This is a genomic window from Actinoplanes sp. NPDC026670, from assembly GCF_040638175.1.
Taxonomy (GTDB): Bacteria; Actinomycetota; Actinomycetes; order Mycobacteriales; family Micromonosporaceae; genus Actinoplanes.
Genome location: NZ_JBEZXU010000022.1, coordinates 105,824 through 127,907, shown reverse-complemented (window position 1 = coordinate 127,907; position 22,084 = coordinate 105,824). Strand labels below are relative to the sequence as shown.

Here is a 22,084-nt window from a genome sequence, read left to right as displayed (position 1 = left end):
ATGAGCCAGCCGGCCGACACCACGTCGTCCTCCACCATCAGGCGTGCACTCGCCACCATCGACCGGCTCCAGCGCGAGCTGGAGACGGCCCGCCGCGCACGCACCGAACCGATCGCTGTGGTGAGCGTCGGCTGCCGGTTCCCGGGCGGCGCAGATGATGCCGACTCGTACTGGCGGCTGCTCGCCGACGGTGTCGACGCGGTCCGCGAGGTACCCGCCGACCGGTGGGACACCGGCACCTTCTACCACCCGCAGATGGGCCGCCCCGGGAAGATGACCACGAAATGGGGTGGCTTCCTCGACCGGATCGACGAGTTCGACGCCGCCTTCTTCGGGATATCACCGCGCGAGGCCGAGGCGATGGACCCCAACCAGCGCCTGGTGCTGGAGGTGACCTGGGAGGCGCTGGAGAACGCCGGGTACACCGACCTGGCCGGCAGCCGGACCGGTGTGTTCGTCGGCGTGATCGGCAACGACTACGGGCTTCAACGGTTCACCCACCCCGACGACCTGACACCGTACGCGGTGACCGGCAACGCGCACAGCATCGTCTCCGGCCGCCTCGCCTACCTGCTGGACCTGCGCGGCCCGGCGGTGTCGGTCGACACCGCCTGCTCCTCCTCGCTGCTTGCTGTGCACCTCGCCTGCCAGAGCCTGCGCACCGGCGAATGCGACATGGCCCTCGCGGGCGGGGTGAACGTCATCCTCTCGCCGCTGCCCAGCATCGGCTTCTCACAGTTCGGCATGATGTCGCCGGACGGGCGCTGCCGGACCTTCGATGCCGGCGCGAACGGCTTCGTCCGTGGTGAGGGCTGCGGGATGGTCGTGCTCAAACGGCTTTCCGACGCCGTCGCCGCCGGCGACGACGTCCTCGCCGTCATCCGCGGCGGCGCCGTCAACCAGGACGGCCGCAGCACCGGCCTGACCGCCCCCAACGTGCTGTCGCAACGCGAACTGCTGCGTCACGCCCTGCACACCAGCGGTGTCGAGGCCGGGCAGGTCTCGTACATCGAGGCGCACGGCACCGGCACCACCATCGGCGACCCCATCGAGGTGGAGGCGCTGGCCGACGTCTTCCCGGCAGAACCGGGCGCCGAGTGGCACCTCGGCTCGGTGAAGACCAACTTCGGTCACCTCGAGGCGGCCGCCGGGATCGCCGGACTGATCAAAGTCGTCCTGGCGCTGCGCCACCGCGCGATCCCGCCGCACCTGCACTTCCAGCGCCTCAACCCGCACATCGCGGTTGACCGGCCCCCTTTCGCCATCCCGGCCGAGCTGACCGGCTGGAGCCCGCGCGACGGCCGCCGCATCGCTGGGGTCAGCAGCTTCGGACTGAGCGGCACCAACGTGCACCTGCTCGTCGAACAGGGTCCCGCCCGGGTACCGGCCACCGCCGACGGGCGCCGGCCGCTGCACGTTCTCGCCGTCTCGGCCCGCAGCGAGGCCGCACTGCGCCTGCTCGTGCAACGGCACCGCGACCAGTTGCGGGGCGCGGGCACGGCACCGGCCGCTGATCACTGCTTCTCCGCCAACACCGGACGATCCCACTTCCCGCACCGTGTCGCCGTGGTGGGCGCGTCGGCGGACGAACTCGGCACGGCGCTCACCGCTGTCCTGGACCGGCCACTGCCGGACCGGACCCTGAGCGCCGACGGACGCGAACCCGAGGTGACCTTCCTATACGGCGACGTCGGCAGCGAACGTCCGGGCATGGCCCGCGCCTTGTACGACAGCGCGCCGGTCTTCCGGGAAGCCCTGGAGCACTGTCACGAACTGCTCCGCGAACTGGGGATTCCGCTGCTCGACGCCCTGTTCCCCGAACAACCAGGCGCGGCTGACCTGGCCCGGCCCACCGTGGCGCAACCGGCGCTGTTCGCCGTGCAGCACGCGCTCACCGAACTGTGGGCTGCGTGGGGTGTACGACCGGCCGCGGTGTTCGGGCACGGCGTCGGCGAGATCACGGCCGCCCGCACGGCAGGGGTAATGAGCCTGCCCGACGCGCTGCGGCTCGTGACGCAACGGGCCCGTCTGCAGCCCGCGTCCCTGTCGGCGCAGCCCGGGCACGATCATGATCTGGCGTCGCTGCGCCAGGTCGCCGGCGAGATCACCCAGGCGCCGCCGCACATCCCGTTCGTATCGAGCCTGGACGCGGCGCTGTGGCCGTGGAACGAGATACCCGACGCCGAATACTGGTGCCGGCAGACTCACGAGCCGGTCCGGTTCACCGACGCCGTGTCGACGCTGGCAAGCCTCGGCCACACCCGGTTCGTCGAGATCGGCCCGGACGCGAACCTCGTCGGCCGGATGGCGGCGGATTTGACCGGCGCCAAGCTGCTCGCCCTTGCGAGCCTGCGTGCCGGACAGGACGACTGGCACACCGTCCTGTCCACCCTCGCCGCTCTGTATGAGCACGGCTCCGACATCGACTGGGCCGGCTTCGACCGGGGCTACACGCGGACCCGGGTACCGGTGCCCACCTCGCCGTTCATCCGGACACGCCACTGGTACGACGCGCCCACCGTGGCGCCGGCCTCGACGACCGGCGCCGGCGAGGCCGCCCGACCGGACACGCCGGCCGCCGGCGACCCGGCGGCCACGTCCGACGGTGCGCTGCTCACCCGCGAGGCGCTGCTGGCGCTCAACGACGACGAGCGCTTCACCGTCCTCGCCGATCACCTCACCCGCGGCGTGGCAGCGGCCCTGACAACGGGCGGCGGCCCGCGCCGCCGGGCCGGCGCCGCCACCGTCCAGGTCGGCCTCGACCAGCCGCTGCTCGACCTGGGCCTGGACTCGCTGATGGCCACCGGCCTGCGCACTCAGATCCGCGACCAGCTCGGCGTCACCCTGCCGCTGGTCGCCCTGCTCAAAGGCGCGTCGATCCGGCGGGTGACCGAACAGGTCCTGCAACAGCTGGGCGACGACCCGCACACCGGCGGCGCACCCCCGCCGGCCGACGACACCGACGCGCTGCTCGCCGAGCTGGAACGCCTACCCGAAGCCGAGGCGCACGCGCTGCTCGAGGAGGGACGCTGATGGTGAGCCTGCGCGAACGGCTGGCGAGCCTGTCACCCGAGCAGCGCGCGCTGCTGGCGAAGCGGCTGAAAACCCAGACCCGGGAGAAGGTCTATCCGCTGTCGGCCATGCAGCAGCGGCTGTGGTTCCTGGAACGGCTTACACCCGGCACGACGGCATACGTGGTACCCGCAGCCGTGCGCATCCGCGGCCTGCTCGACCGTGACCTGCTGCACGCCACCGTCACCGAACTGGTCGGGCGGCACGAGTCGCTACGGACCACCTTCACCGAACGCGACGACGTCCCGGTGCAGGTGGTGGCGCCACTCGTGACGGTACAGATCGGTGAGGAGGACCTGCGCGCACTCCCGGCGACAGTGCGCGAGACGGCCTGCACCGACCGGATTGCCGCCGAGATCTCGGCACCATTCGACCTGGCCACCGGGCCGCTGCTACGGATGCGGCTGCTACGCACCGCCGACGACGAGCATCTGCTCGTCGTGGTCCTGCACCACATCATCGCCGACGGCTGGTCGGTGACCGTGCTCTTCGCCGAGTTCGCCGAGATCTACGCGGCCCTCGCCGAAGGCCGCCCGTCCCCGCTGCCTCCGCTGCAGATCCAGTACGGTGACGTCGCCCTGCGGGAACGGCAGCACGCACAGCCGCAGACCAGCGACGAGGCGCTGCACTATTGGAAGCAGCGTCTCGCCGGCGCCCCGCCGGTGCTGGAGCTGCCGCTGGACCACCCGCGCCCTGCGGCGCAGTCGTTCCGTGGCGGCTCGTGGCACTTCGACCTGCCCGCACCGTTGGTGCAGGACTTGGCCGCCACCGGCCGCAAACGCGACGCCACCCCGTTCATGGTCCTGCTCGCCCTGTTCCAGGTGCTGCTGAACCGCTACACCGGACAGGACGACGTGGTCGTCGGCATCCCGGTCGCCAACCGTGAGCAGACCGAACTGCAACGGCTCATCGGCTTCTTCGTCAACACGCTGCCCATACGCACCGACCTGGGCGGTGACCCGACCTTCGCCGACCTGCTGGAACGCGTCCGTGACGCCTGCCTCGGCGCCTACACCCACCAGCAGATGCCGTTCGAAAAGCTGGTCGAGGAGCTGAAACCGCCACGTGATCTCAGCCGGCCGCCGATCGTTCAGATCAGCTTCGCCTACCAGACTCAGCCGCTGCCCACCCTGCACGTGGCGGGCCTCGAGTTCTCCCGCATCACCGTCCGCAGCCGCACGGCCCGCTTCGACCTGGAGCTGCAACTCGTCGAGGACGAAGACGGCCTGAGCGGACTGTTCGAATACAACAGCGACCTGTTCGACGAGACCACCGTCGCCCGGCTGGCGGAGTACCTGTGCCGGCTGGCGCGGGAGGTGGCGGCCGACCCGGACCAGCCCATCGGGGCGCTGCCTCTGCTCGGCGCCGACGAACGGCGCTCGCTGCTGGCGGCCGCCGCCGACAGCCGGCGCACGTGGCCCGACGGCGACATCGCTCACCTGCGGTTCGCCCGCCGGGCGCGGGAGACGCCGGCCGCCGAGGCGGTCCGCTTCGCCGACCGAGCCCTGTCCTACGACGAGTTGGACCGGCGGGCCAACCAGCTCGCCCACCGGCTGCGCCGCCTCGGCGTCGGCCGCGACGTGCTGGTAGCGCTGTGCCTGGAACGCTCGATCGACATGGTCGTCGCCTTGCTGGCCGTGCACAAGGCAGGCGGCGCCTACCTGCCCCTCGACCCGGTCTACCCCCGCTCACGCCTGCAGTTCATGCTCGACGACTCGCAGGCCCCGGTGCTCCTCACCCAGCGCCGCGTGGCCGACCATTCGACGGTCGGCGCCGCGACCGTGCTCTGCCTCGACGAGATCGGCGACGAACTCGCCGGCGAGCCGGCGGACGCGCCTGCCGGGCAGCCCGGCTCCGGCGACCTCGCCTACGTGATCTACACGTCGGGTTCGACCGGCAGGCCGAAAGGTGTGCAGATCAGCCACGGTGCTCTCGCCAACTTCCTGCGGTCCATGCAGCAGCGCCCGGGCATCAGCCGTGACGACGTGCTCCTCGCGGTTACCAGCCTCTCGTTCGACATCTCCGTCCTCGAACTGCTGTTGCCGCTGGTGACCGGGGCACGCGTGGTGGTGGCCGGCCGGGACGTAGCCGCCGACGGCCCGGCCCTGGCCGCCGCGCTCGACGCCGCCGCCGCCACGATCATGCAGGCCACCCCCTCGACGTGGCGGATGCTCATCGAGGCAGGCTGGACGGGCCGGCCGCAGCTGCGGATGCTGTGCGGCGGCGAGGCCCTGCCACCGAGCCTCGCCGGCCGGCTCCTGCCGCTGGGCGCCCAGCTGTGGAACATGTACGGGCCCACCGAGACCACCATCTGGTCGGCGGTCTCCCAGGTCGGTGCCGGCCCGATCCGTCTCGGTGAGCCGATCGCGAACACCGAACTGCTCATCCTCGACCGGCACGGACAGCCGGTGCCCACCGGCGTGCCGGGCGAGCTGCACATCGGCGGCGCCGGGCTCGCCCGCGGCTACCTGAACCGGCCCGAGCTGACCGCCGAACGGTTCGTCGCCCACCCCGCGCCGAACGGGCTGGGGGAGCGGCTCTACCGCACCGGCGACCTGGTGCGCCGACACGGTGACGGCAGTTTGGAGTTCCTCGGCCGCATCGACTTCCAGGTGAAGGTCCGCGGCTTCCGCATCGAGCTCGGCGAGATCGAGCAGGCGCTCACCGCACACCCTGCGGTGAACGCCGCAGTGGTCACCGCCCGCGAGCACGCTGGCGACACCCGCCTGGTCGCCTACCTCGCCAGCCCCGCTGCGCCCGCGCCGCAGGAGGTCGCCGCGTTCCTGCGCGACAGCCTGCCCGAATACATGGTGCCGTCGGCATTCGTGTTCCTGACCGGGTTCCCGCTGACCCCCAACGGCAAGATCGACCGTGCGGCGCTGCCGGAGCCGCAGTTCGGCCGCGCCAGTCTGCAAACCCCCTACCGCGCCGCGGCCGACCCGCTCGAGCAGACGATCACCGACATCTTCGCCGGGCTGCTCGGCGCGGACCAGGTCGGCGCCGACGACGACTTCTTCGTCCTGGGCGGGCACTCGCTGCTCGCCACCCAGGTCACCACCCGACTACGGTCCCGGCTCGGAATCGACCTGCCGCTGCGGGAGCTGTTCGAACGCCCCACCGCGTCCGCGCTGGCGCAGCGGCTGCGCCAACGCGGCGCCCAGCCGACCACGGGCACGGCACCCGACGACCACGTGACACTGGTCGTGCCCCGCCGTGCCGATCCCGGCCTGCCCGTGCCGCCGGCGTTTGCGCAGCGGCGGCTGTGGTTCCTCGAACAGCTGTCCACCGGCAACCGCGCCTACCTGATACCCGCTGTCCTGCGCGTCCGCGGCCGGCTCGACATCGCATTGTTCCGGCGCGCCTGCGACGAGGTGATGCGACGTCACGAGGTACTACGCGCGGTCTTCACCGAGATCGACGGCCAGCCCCGGCTGGTCATCCGCCCACAGGCCCCCGCGGACCTGCAGATCCACGACATCACGGTGACCGACGGGGTCGACGAGCAGATCCATACCCATGCCGAGAGTTTCTTCGCGCGTGGCTTCCGGCTCGCGGACGGGCCGCTGCTGCGCTTCGAACTGCTGCGCGTGGCCGGCGAGGAGACCGTCGTGCTGCTCGCCATGCACCACATCATCTCGGATCAATGGTCGCTGGGTGTGCTGCTACGGGAGGTGCTCACCCTCTATGCGGCGTTCGGGGCCGGGCGGCAGAGCCCGCTGCCCGAACTCGCCGTGCAGTACCCGGACTTCGCCCTCTGGCAGCAGCAGGAACTCGGCCGGCAGACCGAGAATGACGGCCTCGACTACTGGGTCCGGCAGCTGCGCGGGGCACCGGCCGAGCTCAACCTGTCACTGGCCCGCCCCCGCCCACCCGAGAAGAGCTACCGCGGCGCCGCCCTGCCGGTGCGACTCGATGAGTCCGTCGTCCAGCGGCTGCGGGCGTTCGCCCGGCAGGAGGGCGCCACACTTTTCATGGTCCTCGCCGGCGTCTTCCAAGCCCTGCTCGGCCGGCTCAGCGGCACCGACGACATAGTGATCGGCACGCCGGTGGCCAATCGGCGCCTGCCCGAACTCGAACCGCTGATCGGGCTGTTCGTGAACACCCTGCCGCTGCGTACCGACCTTTCCGGCGACCCGACCTGCCGACAACTGCTCGAACGGGTGCGGCGCGTCTGCCTCGACGCCTACGAACACCAGGACGTGCCGTTCGAACGGCTGGTCGAGACGCTGAAACCGGAACGCAGCCTGGCCCGCACCCCGATCTTCCAGGTCGGATTCGCCCTGCAGAACGTCCCGTTCCCGGCCTGGAACGGCGCCGGTCTGCACGTCGAGCCGCTGACCGCCGACGCCGGCACCGCGAAGTTCGACCTCGAGCTGCTGCTGACCGACGACGCCGACGGCGTGCACGGCCGTCTCGAATACAGCCTCGACCTGTTCGACGCGCCCACCGCCGGCCGCATCACGCAATATTTGCAGCGTCTGCTCGCCGCCGTCGCGGACCAGCCGGATCAGGCGATCGGCAGCCTGTCGATCCTCGACGAGGCGGAACGCCGCGAGGTACTGGCTCTCGGCGACGGCGGCCCGCGCGAGTGGCCGGACGCCGGCCTCATCCACCACGTCTTCGAATCGCAGGCCGACGCGACACCAGACGCCGAGGCTCTGCGCTTCGAAGACGAACGGCTCACGTACGCCGAACTGGACCGCCGCGCCAACCAGCTTGCGCATCGGCTGCGCCGCTGCGGGGTCGGCCGGGACGTGCTGGTAGGCATCTTCATGGAGCGGTCCACCGAGCTGGTGGTCGCACTGCTCGCCACCCTCAAAGCCGGCGGTGCCTACCTGCCGTTGGACCCCGGCTATCCCCGCTCGCGGCTGGAGTTCATGCTGGCCGACGTCCGCGTGCCGGTGCTGTTGACGCAGCGGCACCTGGCGCCGGGACTGCCCGAGCATGAGGCGACCGTGCTCTGCGTGGACGAGGTCACCAGCGACCTCGAAAGCGAGCCCGGCGACCGGCCGCAGGTCCCCATCGGCGGCGAGGACCTCGCCTACGTCATCTACACCTCCGGTTCCACCGGGCGTCCGAAAGGCGTCATGAACGTGCACGCCGGCATCCGCAACCGCCTGCTGTGGATGCAGGACACCTACCGGCTCGACGCGTCCGACCGGGTGCTGCAGAAGACGCCGTACTCCTTCGACGTGTCGGTCTGGGAGTTCTTCTGGCCGCTGATGTCCGGCGCCTGCCTGGTGGTGGCCCGCCCGGACGGGCACAAGGACAGCCGCTACCTGGCAGACACCATCCAGCGCGAGCAGATCACCACACTGCACTTCGTGCCCGCGATGCTGCACGTCTTCCTGCAGGAGGACGGGGCAGCCGGCTGCCGCAGCCTGCGCCGGGTGATCTGCAGCGGCGAAGCCCTACCCCGAGAGCTGCAGGACCGGTTCTTCGCACAGCTGCCCGCCGAACTGCACAACCTGTACGGCCCGACCGAGGCGGCCGTGGACGTCACCGCCTGGGCCTGCCGCCACGACGGCGACACCCGGCCGGTGCCGATCGGCCACGCCATCGCCAACACCCAGCTGTACGTGCTCGACCCCGGTCTGCGGCCGGTACCCCGCGGGGTCGCCGGCGAGCTGTGCATCGGCGGCCGTAACCTGGCCCGCGGCTACCTCAACCGGCCCGAGCTAACCGCCGAACGGTTCGCCGCACACCCGTTCGACCCGGATCCGGCGGCCCGTATCTACCGCACCGGGGACCTGGCCCGATTCCGCGACGACGGCGCCATCGAATATCTGGGTCGCCTCGACCATCAAGTGAAACTACGCGGATTCCGCATCGAACTCGGCGAGATCGAGCACACGCTGGCCGGCCATCCCGCCGTGGGGGAGGCCATCGTCGTCGCCCGCGGACACGCCGGCGACACCCGGCTCGTGGCATACCTGACCGCCGGTGAACCGCCCACGGCCGGTGAGCTGATCACCTACCTGATACAGCGGCTGCCGGACCACATGGTCCCCGCCGCCTTCGTCACCCTGCCTGCCCTTCCGCTGTCACCCAACGGCAAGGTGGACCGGGCCGCCCTGCCCGACCCGGAACTGTCACGCCCCGACCTGGGCGTGCCCTACGAGGCGCCGCGCGACCGGATGGAACGCACTATCGCCGAGGCCTGGACCCGGCTGCTCGGCCTCGATCAGGTGGGCGTCAACGACAACTTCTTCGAGCTGGGCGGCCACTCACTACTCGTCGTCGAGCTGCGCAGCACCCTCGAAACGCAGCTGCGGCGCCCGATCACGCTCGTCGAGCTGTTCCAGTTCCCGACGGTGCGCGCCCTGGCCGAGCACCTGGCCGGCAACCCGGGCACGGCCGATCCGATGGACGACGCCCGCGGCCGAGTGGCCAGCCGCCGGCAGGCCATGACGGCACGCCGCGACGCGGCCGCCCGCCGCTTGCGCAACCGCAACGAATCCGAAGGAGACCGACCGTGAGCGACGCGACCGACGACCTGTCGCAGGTGGCCATCATCGGCATGGCGGGCCGCTTCCCGAAGGCGGCCGACGTCGGCGCGTTCTGGGACAACCTGGCAGCCGGCACGGAATGCCTGTCCTTCCCGTCCGAGCAGCAGTTGCGCGAACAGGGCGTCAGCGTCGAGCTGCTGGCACAGCCCGGCTACGTGCGCGCCAAAGGCGTCCTGGACGGGGCCGACACCTTCGACGCCGGCTTCTTCGGCCTGTCGGCGCGCGAGGCCGAGCTGATGGACCCGCAACACCGCGTCTTCCTCGAATGCACCTGGGAAGCCCTGGAATCGGCGGGATACGACCCGCAGACATTACCGGGCCGGATCGGCGTGTTCGCCGGCGCCAGCCTCAACACCTACCTGCTGTTCAACCTGCTGGCCAACCGTAGCGTCGTCGACGCCCTCGGCCCTTACCAGACCCAGCTCGCCAACGACAAGGACTTCCTCGCTACCCGGGCCTCGTACAAGCTCGGCCTCAAAGGCCCCAGCATCACGGTCCAGACCGCCTGCTCCACCTCCCTTGTCGCCGTCCACCTCGCCTGCCAGAGCCTGCTCTCCGGGGAATGCGACATCGCCCTGGCCGGTGGCGTCTCCGTCAACGTGCCACTGCACAACGGCTACCTGTACGAGCCGGGCGGCATCCTGTCCCCGGACGGGCACTGCCGCCCGTTCGACGCCACCGCCGCAGGCACCGTCATCGGCAACGGCGTCGCCCTGGTGGTGCTGCGCCGGCTCACCGACGCACGCGAGCAAGGCGACCTGGTTGACGCGGTGATCCGGGGATCGGCCGTCAACAACGACGGCGCACTCAAGGTCGGCTACACCGCGCCGAGCGTCGAGGGGCAGGCGGAGGTGATCGCCGAAGCGCTGGGGATCGCCGGGGTGTCGGCGGAGACGGTCGGCTACGTGGAGGCCCACGGCACCGCAACGGCGCTCGGCGACCCGATCGAGATCGCCGCCCTGACCCGCGCCTACCGCGAGCAGACCGACGCGGTCGGCTACTGCGCCATCGGTTCGGTGAAGAGCAACGTCGGCCACCTCGACGCCGCGGCCGGGGCGACCGCATTGATCAAGGCCACGCTCGCGCTCAAGAACGAGGCCATCCCGGCCAGCCTGCATTTCCAGCGGCCCAACCCGGAACTCGCGATCGAGTCCAGCCCGTTCTTCGTCAACACCACACATCGGCCCTGGCCCCGCACCGGTGTGCCACGACGGGCGGCCGTCAGCTCGTTCGGCATCGGCGGCACCAACGCGCATGTGGTGCTGGAGGAAGGGCCGGTCCCGCAGCCCGGGCCGCCGGGTCGCCCGTGGCAGCTGCTGACCCTTTCGGCGCGTACCGGCCCGGCCCTGGAACAGGTGGCGCAGCGGCTGGCGGACCACCTCGACACCCACCCGGACGAGGACCTCGCCGACGTCGCCCACACCCTGGCGGTACGCCGGCGTGCGTTCGAACAGCGCCGGGCAGTGGTCTGCGTCGACCGGGCCGACGCCATCCGGCAGCTGCGGCAGCAGACACGCTCCGGCGAGACACGAACAGCGGGCCGGGCCGCGAAGGTGGCCTTTCTCTTCCCGGGCCAGGGCACCCAGTACGCCGGCATGGCCCGGCAGCTGTACGCCGACGAGCCGGTCTTCCGCACCGAACTCGACCGCTGCCTCACCCTGTTCGCCCCGCACCTCGACGACAATCTGCGGACGACGTTGTTTCCGCCGCCGGAGGAAACCGAGAACGCCGCCCACCGCCTGCAGCAGACGGCGCTCGCCCAGCCGGCCCTGTTCGCCGTGGAATACGCCCTGGCCCGCACCCTGATGGCATGGGGTCTCGTCCCGCACGCCATGGCCGGCCACAGCATCGGCGAGTACGTGGCCGCCTGCCTCGCCGACGTGTTCACCCTGGAGGACGCCACCACGCTGGTGGCGGCCCGCGGCCGGCTGATGCAGGCAACCCCGGTTGGGGCGATGCTCGCCGTCTTCCTGCCCGAGAACGAGATCACGGCGCTGCTCGACGACGACCTGTGCGTCGCAGCCGTCAACGGTGCGTCGCTGTGCGTGGTCGCCGGTCCGGCCGACGGCATCGAACGACTGCAGCAGCGGCTCACCTCGTCCGGCGTCGGCTGCCGCCGGCTGCACACCTCACACGCGTTCCACTCACCCCTCGTGCAGCCCGCAGTGGCACCCTTCCAGGACGAGGCCGGCAAGATCCAGATGCAGCCCCCGCAGATCCCCTTCTGCTCCAACGTGACCGGAACCTGGATCGAGGACACCCAGGCCACCGACGCCGGATATTGGGGTTCGCATCTGCGATCTGCCGTGCGGTTCGCCGACAACCTGGCGACCTTGCTCGCCGATCCGGACCTGCTTCTGCTGGAGGTCGGACCGGGCCAGTCGCTGTCGACCTTCGCCCGCCAGCACCCTTCCTGGACGCCCGAGCGGGTTGTCGCCGCCACGCTGCGCCAGCCCCGCGAGCAGCATCCCGACCGGCAGGTGCTGCTGCAGGCAGTAGGGCAGATGTGGTGCGCCGGCGCACCAGTCCACGGGAACGGCCTCGACGACGCCGGCAGCCGCCGTCGGGTGCGGCTTCCGTCCTACCCCTTCCAGCGGCAGCGGTACTGGGTGGAGCCCGGACCGGCAGACCAGCCCAGCCCCGCCGAACCCGCGACGCAACCCGCGACATGGACCTACACACCGAGCTGGCGGCGCCTGCCACCGGCCGCCGCCCAGCCCTTCGCCGCGCCGGGACCGTGGCTCGTGCTCGGCGCCGACCTGAAACTGGGCTGCAAACTGCGGGAGGCACTCGAAGCGGCGGGCCGCCCCGTCGTCGAGGTGTCCGCGGGCGCCGGCTTCACGCAAGACGCCAAGGGTTGCTTCACCATCGACCCGGCCTCCCCGCAGGACTACGCCCGCCTGTTCGCCGCGCTCGCCGCGCACGAGCGGTGGCCGGCCCGCGTCCTGCACCTGTGGAGCCTCGCCGGTGAACCCGTCGTGAACCTGGACCGGGCGCGGCTCGACACCGCGCAGGCCGCCGGCTTCCACAGCCTGCTGGCCCTCGCCCAAGCGCTGTCCGAACGCCCCGGGCATCCTCCCCTCGCGCTCGACGTCCTCACGCGCGGCGTCTTTGACGTGACCGGGCAGGAGCAACTGCGGCCCGAGAACGCCACCGTCCTCGGCCCGAGCATCGTGATCCCGCAGGAGGTGCCGGACGTCAGGTGCCGCGTCCTCGACCTCACCGATCAGATCATGGCCGCACCCCCGGTGACGGTCCTCGACGCCCTGCGGGCGGCGGCGGCCGCATCGTCAGAGCAACGTGTGCTCGCCTGGCGCGGACGCCACTGGTGGGCGCGTACGTTCGACCCCGTCGAGGTGGACGCGACCGGACCGGACGGTGGGCGGCTGCGCGACGGCGGCGTGTACCTGATCACCGGAGGGCTGGGCGGCATCGGCCTCACGCTCGCCGAGCATGTGGCCCGTACCGCGCGGACGCCAGTCATCGGGCTGCTCGGGCGCAGCTGGTTCCCGCCGGAGGACTCCTGGCCGCAATGGCTCGCCGAACATCAAGCGGACGATGCCACCAGCATCCGGATCCGGCGTCTACAGGCGCTGCGGAACACGGGCGCCAGGCCGGTGGTGCTGCGCGCCGACGTCACCGACGCCGAGCAGACCAGCAGGGCGGTGCAGCAGATCCGAGATCGATTCGGCCCGCTCAACGGTGTCGTCCACGCGGCCGGCACACCTGCGAGCGGGTTGATCGCCGGAAAGACCCGCGCGGACGCCGACGCGGTACTGGCCGCCAAGACGCGGGGCACCCTGGTGCTGGACACGGTGTGCTCCCGCGACCCGCTGGACTTCTTCCTGCTGTTCTCGTCGCGGACCGCGGTTCTCGGCGGGCCCGGCCAGATCGACTACTGCGCGGCCAACGCGTTCCTGGACGCCTTCGCCGCCTGGCGTGCCGCGGGCGGGTCAGTCCCGGTCACCGCGGTCGGCTGGGACACCTGGCAGCAGACCGGCATGGCCGCAGACCTGCACGGGCCAGCCGGCGCCAGCGCGGGACCCGGCGACGATAGGGGAGGCGGCGAGGTCGTCGGTCACCCGCTGCTGCAACGCCGTCTGCGGCGCACCGACAGCACCGAGGTCTTCCTGACCACGCTGCGCACCTCGGACAGCTGGATCGTCGACGAACACCGGATGCAGGAACACGGCCTCGTTCCCGGCACCACATACCTGGAGATGGTCCGGGCAGCGGTGCAGCCGGCGGCAGCCGGACGCGAGATCGAGTTCCGTGACGTGCTGTTCACCCTGCCGGTCATCGTCCCCGACGGGCAGGAACGCGACCTATACACGATCCTGGACCGCACGGACGGCGACCTGAGCTTCCGCATCCGCAGCCGCGTGCCGGGCACGGCACAGGACTGGCAGGAGCACGCCACCGGCACGGTGCTGCTGCACGAACCCGAGCAGCGCACGACGCGGGAGGTCGCCGAGCTGATCGAGGACGCCGGCGCCGACGAGGTCATCGAGGGTGAGCAGGCGCTGCGGCACCGGCTGCGGCTCGACTTCGCCGCCGAGGGCGGGATCATCCGGTTCGCCGTGCAAGGCCGGTGGCGCTGCCTCACCCGCATCCACGCCGGCCCTCGCGGCCTGGTGGCCATCCTGGAACTTCCGGAGCAGTACACCGCCGACCTCGACACCTATCAGCTGCACCCGGCGTTGCTGGACGTGGTCGGCGGCGCGTCCCGCGTGCACGCCGCCGAGGGCTACTACCTGCCCTTCTGGTACGGCAGCCTGCGGTTCGTGCGCGGCCTCACCCGGCGGATGGCCTGCCACATCCGGATCAAAGAGGGCAACGACACCTCCGGCGAGACCCTGGTCTGCGACGCCGACGTCTACGACGACCAGGGTCGGCTGCTGGTACGGCTCGGCGATTTCATCATGAAACGCATCCACGAGCCCGAACTGATGCGTGATCAGGTCGAATCAGCAGCAGCCCCGGACACGCCGCACGCCGGCGCGTCCCAGCCCGGTGCACTGGCGGCGCTACAGGCCCTCAACACCGGCATGACCGCGCAGGAGGCCACGGACCTGTTCGACCGGATCCTGCGCGCCCGGCCGATGCCGGCGCACCTGGTCGTCTCCCGGCAGGACCTGGCCACCGCGCAACGCCTGGCCGCGCAGATCGACCCGGCCCGGCTGGCCGCGGAGCTGCAGACGACCGCCCCGGCCACCAAGCACCCGCGGCCCGACCTGGACACCCCGTACGTGGCGCCGGCCACCGACCAGGAGCAGACCATCGCGGGGATCTGGCGCGACACGCTCGGCATCGATCCGATCGGGCTGCACGACGACTTCTTCGCCCTCGGCGGTCACTCGCTGGCAGCGGTGCAGATCGGTACCCGGCTGCGAGCCCACTTCGGGGTGGAACTGACCCTGCGCGACTTCTTCGACCTGCCGACCGTCGCCAACACCGCCCAGATGCTGACCCAGGTCGGTGCGGGCGGTGAGACGGCGGCACCCGAATCCGGCCCCATCGTCCGGCTCGCCCGCGACGAACCGGACCAGATCGACGTGGACCAGCTTCCGGACGACGAAGTAGACGCCATGCTGCGCGACCTGCTCGCAGCGCAGGCCGCCGCAGAAGGAGAGACCGACGCATGAGCCTGCCCGACCTGGACGGCCTGACCACCGAGCAGAAACGCCGCCTACTGGCCGAGCGACTGGAACAATCCCGCAGACCACGGGTGCGCCAGTTCCCGCTGTCCTTCTCGCAACAGCGGCTCTGGTTCCTGCAGCAACTCGTGCCGGACAGCGCCGCCTACAACGTGCCCACCGCGGTGCGCATCCACGGAGACCTGGATCTCGACGTGTGGCAGTGCTGCACCGACGAGATCGTGCGCCGCCACGAGGCGCTGCGCACCACCTTCGCGCAGGTCGACGGCGAACCGGTACAGCGGGTCGCCGAAGCCGGGCACGCCGACTTCGCCGTGATCGACTGCACCCACCTCGGCGACAGCCGCGAACAGCACGTGCAGTCCCTGACCCGGGAGGAGATCCAGCGGCCGTTCGCGCTCGACGAAGGCCCGCTGCTGCGGGTCCGGGTGTTCCGGCTGGCCGCCGACGAGCACATCCTGCTGCTCACCATGCACCACATCGTCGCCGACCTCTGGTCCATGGCCGTCGCGATCCGCGAACTGGTCGCCCTCTACCCGGCCCTGCGCGCCGGCGACCGCTCACCACTGCCCGAACTTGATATCCAGTACGCCGACTACGCCGCCTGGCAGCGCCAGCAGGACGAAGGCGCCGGTATGGCCGCCGACCTCGGCTACTGGAAGCAGGCACTCGACGGCGCCCCGCCGGTCCTCGCCCTGCCGGCCGACCGGCCACGCCCACCCGTGCAAACCTCCCGAGGCGGATCGGCGCCGTTCGAGCTGCCCGGGCCGCTGATGAGCCGCCTGCGCACGCTGAGCCGGGGCGAGGGCGCGACACCGTTCATGACGCTGCTGACCGCGTTCGCTGTGGTGCTGCAACGCTACGCAGGTCAGGACGACCTGGTGATCGGCACCCCGATCGCGAACCGGACCCGTCCCGAACTGGAACCGCTGGTCGGGTTCTTCGTCAACACCCTGGCCCTGCGGGTTGACCTCTCCGGCGACCCGACCTTCAGCGAAGCACTGGCCCGGGTACGCGCGACCTGCCTCGGCGGCTACGCCCACCAGGACCTGCCGTTCGAACGGCTGGTGGAGGAACTACAACCGCAACGGGACCTGTCGCGATCACCGCTGTTCCAGGTGTCGTTCGTCTTCCAGAACATCGACATGCCGGACCTGGACCTGGGCGGGCTGCGGATCACCCCGCTGACCGTGGAGAGCGCCACCGCCCGCTTCGACCTGGAGTTGCAGGTCTTCGACCGGCCCGACGGGCTGCACGGCTGGTTCGAGTACAACGCCGACCTGTTCGACGGCGCCACCATCGAGCGACTGTCCGAATCGCTGCGCGTGCTCGTCGAACAGATCGCCGACACTCCCGGCCGCCGCCTGTCCGAGCTGAGCCTGCTCACCGACCAACAGCAGCACCGGCTGGCCCGCGAGCCCAACGACACCCGCCGTGTCTGGCCCGACCTGCGCTGGGCGCACCACGCCTTCGAGGAACGGGCCGAGGAGACACCGCAGGCACAGGCGCTGCGCTGTGGCGAACAGGCCCTGACCTACGCCGAACTCGACCGGCGAGCCAACCAGCTCGCCCACCACCTGCACCGCCTCGGCGCCGGGCGCGGCACCCTGGTCGGCATCTGTACCGAACGCACCCCGGACATGGTCGTCGCGGTCCTCGCGACCCTCAAAGCCGGGGCCGCGTACGTACCGCTCGACCCGGCATATCCGAACGAGCGACTCGCCTTCATGATGCAAGACTCCGGGCTGAAACTCCTGCTCACCCAGAGCACCGTCCTGGCCGGCCTGCCAGACCCGGCCGTCGCAGTCGTCTGCATGGACGAGGCCACCGCCGTGCTGCAGGCGGAACCCGCCACCCGGCCGGACGTCGAGAGCCCGGCCGAGGCCCTAGCCTACGTCATCTACACCTCCGGCTCGACCGGCCAGCCCAAGGGCGTGCAGATCCCGCACCGCGCGCTCGCCAACTTCCTGCGGGCTATGCAGGACCGGCCGGGAATCACCGCGGACGACACCCTGGCCGCGGTGACCACGCTGTGCTTCGACATCTCCATGCTGGAACTGCTGCTGCCACTCACCACCGGTGCACAGGTGCTCCTGGTCGACCGTGAGGCGGCGTCCGACGGCCGCCAGCTACACACCCTGCTGACGCAGACCGGGGCGACGATGATGCAGGCCACACCGGCCACGTGGCGGCTGCTGCTGGACGCCGGCTGGACGCCGCCGACCGGATTCCGCATGCTGTGCGGCGGCGAAGCGCTACCCGCCGACCTGGCCAGCCAGCTCACCCGTGACGGCGGCGAACTGTGGAACATGTACGGCCCCACCGAGACCACCATCTGGTCGGCGGTGGCCCGCATCGGCGACGGGCCCATCACCCTGGGCGAACCGATCGCCAACACCGAACTGCACGTGCTCGACGCCCGCGGCGCACTCGTCGCGCCGGGCATCCCCGGCGAGCTGCACATCGGCGGCACCGGACTGGCGCACGGCTACCTCGGCCGTCCGGACCTGACCACCGAACGGTTCGTGCCGCACCCGTTCCCCATCGGTCTCGGCGACCGGCTGTACCGCACCGGGGACCTGGTCCGCCGCCGCGGCGACGGCAGCCTCGAGTTCCTCGGCCGCATCGACCATCAGGTGAAACTGCGTGGCTTCCGGATCGAACTGGGGGAGATCGAGACGGTCCTGGCACAACAACCCGGTGTTCGGCAGGCAGTGGTTGCCGTCCGCGAGGACACCCCGGGCGATCAGCGCCTGGTGGCGTACGTGGTCACCGACCCGTCCGACGACGGCGCGAGCGCCGACGAGCTGACCCAGTGGCGTCACATCTGGGACACGGCATACGACGAGCCGGCCCCTAACGTCGACGCTTCGTTCGACATCAGCGGCTGGACGAGCAGCTACACCGACAAGCCCATCCCTGCCGAGCAGATGCGCGACTGGGTCGATCGCACCGCCGAAACCGTGCTGAGCCGCGCGCCACGGTCAGTACTGGACGTGGGCTGCGGCACCGGCCTCATCCTGCACGCGGTCGCCCCGCACTGTGACCGGTACTGGGGCACCGACTTCTCGGCCGTGGCGCTGGCCCGGCTGCGTCAGGCGACAGCCGACCCCGACCGTTTCCCCGGCGACGTGCAACTGCACGACTGCGCCGCCGACCAACTCGACCGGCTGCCGGACCAGCAGTTCGACATCGTCCTGCTCAACTCGGTGGTCCAGTACTTCCCCGACGAACAGTATCTGGCCCGGGTCATCGAGGCAGCGCTGTCCCGGCTCCACCCGGGCGGCGCCGTCGTGATCGGCGACGTGCGCAGCCTCCCGCTGCTCGAGGCATTCCACGCCTCGGTCGAACTGCACCGGGCGGCACCCGACCTCAGCGCCGACACGCTGCGTAAACGGGTACGGCGCCGGGCCGCCGAGGAGGAGGAACTGGTCATCGATCCGCGCTTCTTCCAGGCGATGCGATCCCGGCTGCCCGGCATCACCGGGGTGCAGATCCTGCCCAAACGCGGCCGGCACGACAACGAACTCACCCGATTCCGGTACGACGTCATCCTGGCGACCGAACCGGAAGTCCCGCCCGCCGACACCCTGCGGCTCGACTGGCATACCGACCGGCTCTCCCCGGCCGCCATCCAGGAACGGCTCGTCGCGGCCACCTCGGACGTGGTCGCCATCCAGAACGTGCCGAACGCGCGGACCCTGCCCCATGCCGACCTGGTGACACAGCTGAGCACCGCCGACGGCACGGCCGCCGACCTGCGGCAGAACCTGGCCGCCGCCGCGGCCGTCGCGGTTCATCCGCAGCAGTTGGAGTCCCTGGCCGAGCTGGCCGGCTTCCGGGCCGAGCTGGACTGGACCCGGCACGGCCCGGACGGTGCGTTCGACCTCGTGCTGCGCCGCAGGGGCGGCGACGGGCATCCCATGAGCACGGCACCGGCCTTTCCACGGCCTTCACCGGTGCCGGCCGGGCCACTGTCGGCATGGGTGAACGGTGCCGCGGCCCGCCGCGCCCGCAAACTGCAGCCGCAGCTACGTGCCGCCCTGAGTGAAAAGCTGCCCGACTACATGCTGCCCTCTGCATTCGTGTTCCTCGACGCGCTGCCGCTCACCCCCAATGACAAGGTGGACCGCAAAGCGCTGCCCGAACCCCAGGCCGCCCGGTCCGACCCCCGAACCCCCTACGCGCCGCCACGCAGCGGCCTGGAGCAGGCCCTCGCCGACATCTTCGAACACCTCCTGCGGCTGGAGCAGGTCGGCATCCATGACGACTTCTTCGCCTCCGGCGGCCACTCGCTGCTGGCCACCCAGACGATCTCGCGGATCCGCACCCGCCTGGGACAGGACGTGTCACTGCGCGACATCTTCGAATACCCGACCGTCGCGGGACTGGCCGGACGGCTGTCGCACCACGACGAGCAGGCCGACACCTCTCCGCTCGCCCCGATCCCGGCAGCCGGACGCGGCGCGGACCTCCCGCTGTCGTACGCCCAGGAATGGCTCTGCACCGACTACCCGGCCAGCCCCGAGAGCCCCGCTCACAACGTGGTGACCGCCGCACGTCTACGCGGACGGCTCGACGAGGACGCCCTGACACGCGCCTTCGATCACCTGGTGCAGCGGCACGAGACGCTACGCACACGCCTGCCCACCCGGCCGGCCGGGCTGGTCCAGGTCATCGAGGCCACCGGAACCTGGCCACTGACCCGGCACCGGCTGGAAGGCGACGCAGCCGACGATCCGACCCCGACGATGCGCAGCATCCTCGCCGAAGAGAGCAGCGTACCGTTCAACCTCTCGGAAGGCCCTTTGGCGCGAGGGCGGCTGATCGCCGTCGGCGACGCCGAACACATCCTGATCCTCACCATTCACCACGCCATCACCGACAACTGGTCATACGGGGTCCTCCTGAAAGACCTGGCCAGCGCCTACGAAGCCCTCACCGAAGGGCGCCAGCCGGCCTTGCCCGACCTTCCGGTGCAGTTCGCCGACGTCGCCGTATGGCAGCGCCAGGCGTTCGACACGGGAGCCCTCGACGAACACACCGAATACTGGCGGAGCACCCTCACCACGCTTCCCAAGCCGCCGCGGCTGAACAACCTTGAGCTCCCGGATGAGGAACCGGCCGCCACCTCAGGGCACACGTTCGAGCTCTCCCCGGACCTGACCGCCGCACTACGCGAGTTTTCCACCCGCGAAGGCACCACCCTGTTCATGACGTTGGCGGCCGCGTTCGGTGTCCACGTCGCCGCCTACACTGCCGGCCGGGACCTCGCCGTCGACTTCCCCACCGCTGGCCGGGACCGGCCGGAAACCGAACAGCTCATCGGCTTCTTCGTGAACCCGTTGATACTGCGCCTCGACCTCGGCGGCGATCCGAGCTTCCGCGAACTTCTTGCCCGGACCCGACAGCGGACCCTCGAGGCATACGCCCACCAAAGCGTGCCGCTGCAACCCCTGCGCCGCGAACTCGCCCAGCAGCGCGAACGGGTCCGTCTAGGGTTCAACCTGCTCAACGCGCCACTACCGGCAACGGTGCTGCGTGACGTCCGACTGGAGCCACTCGCCGCCGACCAGGGTTTCGTGCACGTACCACCAGGAATGGAACCCGCGGTAGTGGATCTCAGCCTCATCATGATCGAGGATGCCGGGGCGATCCGCGGGATCTGGATGCACGCCGCCGAACGCGTCGATCCACGTCTGGTCGGCCGGCTAACCCGGCAGTGGAGCCAGCTGCTCGAGACGGTGGTGGCTGATCCCGAACGCCGGATCGAGCACCTGTGCCGACTGCTGCGGGAGCAAAAGGCACCCGATACCACGGGCGACGGCACGGGGAACCTGGCATGACGGAGCAGTGGTTCCGGATGCCGCCTGCTCGGCCCGACGCGGGCACCCGCCTGGTGTGCCTTCCCTACGCCGGCGGGTCGGCCGCGATGTACCACACCTGGGACCAACTCGTGCCGAACGACGTCGAGGTCTGCCCCGCCGAACTGCCCGGCCGCGGCAGGCGCATCGGCGAGCAGCCTTTCTCCCGCCTCCCGCCGCTGGTCCATGCTCTGGCGGACGCGATGAAACCGTTACTCGACCGTCCGTTCGCACTCTTCGGACATAGCCTCGGCGGGCTGGTGGCGTTCGAACTGACACGGCTGCTGCGCCGCCGCGGCTGGCCACTGCCCCGCAATCTGTTCGTGTCGGCCTCCGCCGCCCCCGCCCGGCACCGGGAACCGGTGCTGCACAACTTCTCGGACGCAGAGCTGAAGACGCGGTTGCGTTCGCTCAACGGCACACCGCCGGAGATCCTGGACAACGACGAGCTCATGGAGTTGATCCTGCCGGTGATCCGAGCCGACTTCGCCGTCCTGGAATCGTATGAGTACCAGCAAGAACTGCCGCTCGACGTGCCGATCACGGTGTTCGGAGGCATCCACGACCGCACGGTGCGGCCCTCACAACTGGAAGGGTGGCGTTCACAGTCAACCCGACCGCACCTGCGGCTGCTTCCCGGCGACCACTTCTTCATCCACCCGATGGCCTCCGAGGTCGTACGGCTTGTCGTCGCCGACCTCACGCCGGCTTCAGCGGAACCACGTCGGTCTGCGCAGCCGAGGGGACATCCAGGGTCCATTTGAGACAGGATGTGGGCGCCGCAGGCGCCGGCGAGGGTGTAGACCTCCTTGAAACGCGGCGGTACCTGAGAGCTCGCAGTGCCTTTCTCCTTGAGCTTTCAGGAACACTTCGCCTGTCATGCCGTCACTGACCGCTTCGGCCAGGCGGATGCGCACCGTAGCCATGTCGACCTGTCCTCACGCCCGGGAAAGGATCACGCTCGGCGCGGGACCACTTCTGC

Annotated in this window: 5 protein-coding genes; all 5 read left to right on the top strand. The window is 70.7% G+C overall.

Features of this window, described 5'->3' with window-relative positions:
• Genes AB0E94_RS22725 through AB0E94_RS22705 form a run of 5 tightly spaced genes read left to right on the top strand, consistent with a single transcriptional unit; the run spans position 1 to position 21,866 of the window.
• Positions 1-3,033, top strand: coding sequence for a type I polyketide synthase (locus tag AB0E94_RS22725; RefSeq protein ID WP_360329131.1), 3,033 nt, complete (start codon positions 1-3; stop codon positions 3,031-3,033).
• Positions 3,033-9,551: an amino acid adenylation domain-containing protein gene (locus AB0E94_RS22720; RefSeq protein ID WP_360329129.1), complete on the top strand. Its 6,519-nt coding sequence runs from the start codon at positions 3,033-3,035 to the stop codon at positions 9,549-9,551. Before AB0E94_RS22725 ends, AB0E94_RS22720 begins: the two co-directional genes overlap by 1 nt.
• Positions 9,548-15,226: an SDR family NAD(P)-dependent oxidoreductase gene (locus AB0E94_RS22715; RefSeq protein WP_360329127.1), complete on the top strand. Its 5,679-nt coding sequence runs from the start codon at positions 9,548-9,550 to the stop codon at positions 15,224-15,226. The genes AB0E94_RS22720 and AB0E94_RS22715 overlap by 4 nt, the downstream gene beginning before the upstream one ends.
• Positions 15,223-21,084 carry an amino acid adenylation domain-containing protein gene (locus tag AB0E94_RS22710; protein WP_360329125.1) on the top strand — a complete coding sequence of 1,954 codons (5,862 nt, stop codon included), beginning with the start codon at positions 15,223-15,225 and terminating at the stop codon, positions 21,082-21,084. The genes AB0E94_RS22715 and AB0E94_RS22710 overlap by 4 nt, the downstream gene beginning before the upstream one ends.
• Positions 21,081-21,866, top strand: coding sequence for an alpha/beta fold hydrolase (locus AB0E94_RS22705; RefSeq protein ID WP_360329123.1), 786 nt, complete (start codon positions 21,081-21,083; stop codon positions 21,864-21,866). Before AB0E94_RS22710 ends, AB0E94_RS22705 begins: the two co-directional genes overlap by 4 nt.
• Positions 21,867-22,084 lie beyond the last annotated feature (218 nt).